This is a genomic window from Fructobacillus fructosus KCTC 3544, from assembly GCF_001438695.1.
Classification (GTDB): domain Bacteria; phylum Bacillota; class Bacilli; order Lactobacillales; family Lactobacillaceae; genus Fructobacillus; species Fructobacillus fructosus.
In genome coordinates this window covers 1-3,045 of sequence record NZ_JQBH01000004.1, presented here as the reverse complement: position 1 = coordinate 3,045, position 3,045 = coordinate 1, and the positions used below count along the sequence as shown (strand labels likewise).

Annotated in this window: 2 protein-coding genes and 1 pseudogene; all 3 read right to left on the bottom strand. The window is 42.2% G+C overall.

Annotation, left to right across the window (positions count from 1 at the left end):
• Window positions 1-1,341: GbpC/Spa domain-containing protein (locus tag IV71_RS02405; RefSeq protein WP_169790357.1), on the bottom strand; the 1,341-nt coding region annotated here is incomplete at its 3' end.
• A gap of 33 nt (window positions 1,342-1,374) precedes the next feature.
• Complete coding sequence (locus tag IV71_RS02400; protein ID WP_010691923.1) at window positions 1,375-2,256, bottom strand: hypothetical protein; 882 nt, start codon at window positions 2,254-2,256, stop codon at window positions 1,375-1,377.
• Between the two features lie 13 nt (window positions 2,257-2,269).
• Window positions 2,270-3,045: pseudogene (locus IV71_RS08030) on the bottom strand (hypothetical protein); the annotation flags it as partial.

Sequence of the window (3,045 nt, the reverse complement as noted above, 5' to 3'; positions counted from 1 at the left end):
ATACCAAGCGTTCAAGGAACCAAGTGAAATAAGAGCATCTTTACCAAGCTTGATTGGCTGCCCATCTTGTCCATATAAAACACGGACTTCTTTAACAGTTCGTTGACGGTCTTGGCCAATCTGTGAATCGATATACCAAACATTCATTGTTGGGTCACTCGGAATACCCAAGTTTTCCTTGAAATCCGAAGTGTTGGTAAAAGTCTTCTGAATTTTTGTGATTGGTTGTGATTGGTAGGAAGAATTGGACAAGTCTGTATAGTCAACGGTGATACTTTGTCCCGGTTCCAACCAAGCCGAATACCATTGAACTGGTTGTCCGGCCGTATTCTTTGAGTTGGCAAAGAAAGAATCCGTATTAACAATTGGTGAATCGCTGACTGAAGGATGACTCCAATCTTGATCCCACTTAACGCCAGGAGCAGTGATGGTTACTTTTGCGTGGCTTTCTGCCTGCAAGGTAAGCTCTTGGGATAGGACTTCTTTGGCATATCCGTTCTGGTTAGTCTTACTTTGCAAGTCAGCAAGAATCCGGTTGTATTCGGCCATGTCGGAATCAAACTTGGCCTTTGCGGCGGCGTTTGCTGCATCAGCTGCGGATTTTGCACGATTGTAGGCATCATTCAATGCCTTTTGCTTGTTCATGGCATCGGTAAGACTAGTAACTTGATTAGCATTGTCCTTGTTAATGTCGTCAAACGATTGGCTTTGTTTGTTTTTTTCTTGAGTGACATCAACACCAGCATCTTTGGCTGACTTCGCCGCATCCTGAACCGTCTGATTGGACTTTTCGGCATTGGCAACATTGACCTTGTATTGTTTCGTTTCTGATGTCGCCGCATTTAAAGCTTCTGTCTGCTTGTTGTAGTCATCGTTCACCTTTTTAATCAGGTCATCTTTATCGGATAACTTCCCATTCAAGGTTTGGGTTGGGTCTTGGTTGACCTTTACCCCTTCGTTCTTAGCATCCGTGACGGCTTGATTGAGTTGCGTATCATCAACCGAAACTTTCGTTACGTTGCCAGAAGTTTTTTCAGTAATTTTCGGCGTAGTCTCTGCACTGGAAGACGTTTGCGCATTCGATGTTCCGACTGAGCCACTGACTGTTGAAACTTGGGTAGTGGTTGTATCAGCATTTTTTGGTGTGCTTGAGGTTGCTGGTTGGGCCTGGTTTTGGGATTGAGTAGTCGTCGTGGGTGCAACTTCATCAGCGGATGCTGATTGTGACAACGCCACTCCTCCAGACAAAAGTGTCGCCGCTGCAAGAGAAGCATATAACCAGCGCTTCCCAGACTTATACATCTTAAAATGTTCTTTAACGTTCATTGTTTGAGTAGGCATAAATTTTCTCCTTTGATTTAAATACCTAAATAATTAAAGTGATTCGTTAGTGGCAGTAATTGAAGCTGTTAAGCCGCTTTTAGTTTTTTTGTTACCATCAGCTTTCGAAATCATTTTTGACTGTTGACTTTGATAGATGCTAGCAATCAGTTCATCACGGTATGGCAATGATGAACTAACAAACTCGACTGATTGACTTGGGTATTTGTCGGTGTCTATAGCAATACCGAGATCGGACATGATGACGTGCTTTTCAAACAGGCTAAGCCTTTTCCACATTTTTTTAAGTGTCAGTGGATCAATTTCGCCAGTAACGGTCAATTGATTGGGATTGAGACTTGAATCCAACCATTCTGGTAACAAACAAAGAACGACTGGTTGCAGACCTTTGTCAGAGTTGCTATCAGAGTGCTTGAACCAAAGGATTTTCAAAATCGACTGGTTGCCTGGGTTCTGTCTCTTGTCGATGAGTAGGAATTTCTGCCAGATGAAACGGAATAATACAAAACTGAAAGTGTATACCAAAAAAAAGCTGAAAGATTGCCATCCTGTCGATTCAGTTTTAGCAATCACAGTCAGAAAGGCGAAAAACATAAAAAGGTACAAAAGAAAATAAGCGACTACTTTTCCTATCCATAAGATTGAAAAGCCGATAATAAAACCAGTCAAACGTAGCCAATCAAGGGGTTTAAAAAATGAAAGGTAGTGTTTAAACCTGCCCCACGAGCGGCCCTCTTTTAGTTGGACGTTTTCCCATAATGAGTCTTCCCACTCGTGATTGGTCGTTGAGAAATAACGCATCAGTTCAATCTTTTGATGAATAGATTGAGCAACAAATTCGTTATGACTGGCCAAATCAATCGAGTTGTGACTAACAATTTGAACATCGGCTGATGTTGACTGTTGATTTTCCATAAAATCTCCTCTCTTAACTAATACCCAGATAGCGATTTAACGTTTGGTTGTAACCTGGGTTTGCCTTGGCTACGGCCACCGCTTCATCACGACTGGATTGTTGATTTAGCAGCTGTCCGACTCGGAAAACTCGATAACTGTCATCACCGAGTTTGTTATCTGCAAAACTTTGGCGGTAAATATCCAAGCTATTCCGCTTTAACGAATCATCTAAGGCTTGATAAGGTCTGTCTACTTGCTGGTTACTACTCGCTGAAGTTTCATTGCTTTGCTGTTGATTGTTTTGAACCACCTCCTTTGGGGTTGAGCTTGATTGGCTAGCTGAGGCCTTCAGTTCAGCATTCTTTGAATCAATTTGCTTCTGCAAACGGGCATTATTGGATTGTGAGTCTGAGTAAGCCTTGACCCCAAAGCCACCAGCAGAAATCAATGCTAAAGCAACTATTGAGGCGCCAACAATTTTTGGCGCTTTGCCCTTTGATTTCTTGTTAGTCGCTGCTTGAATTTCCACCTGTGATTTTTGCCATTCAAGGAAATCTTTAAAGGTAAAGGCAGTATCCGATGACTTGGAAAGTGCAGAGAGTTGCTCAGGTGAAACTTGATTAGCTTTCAAAGAACGATTTTCGCCCTGAAGAGCGGCTTCATTATTTTTCATTTGAGTGATTGATACTAAAGCATCGGCCAATTGCTCATCTTTTTCTTGAAGTTCCTGGCGCAAATTAGCTGATTTCCCCTTCTCGATTTCAACAGCACGTAGCGCAATCTCACGCTTCTGAGCTTCAACATGAA

Bases quoted from the DNA above. Each gene is read 5' to 3' on its own strand.
- IV71_RS02400 (WP_010691923.1), bottom strand. From the start codon at position 2,256: ATGGAAAATCAACAGTCAACATCAGCCGATGTTCAAATTGTTAGTCAC.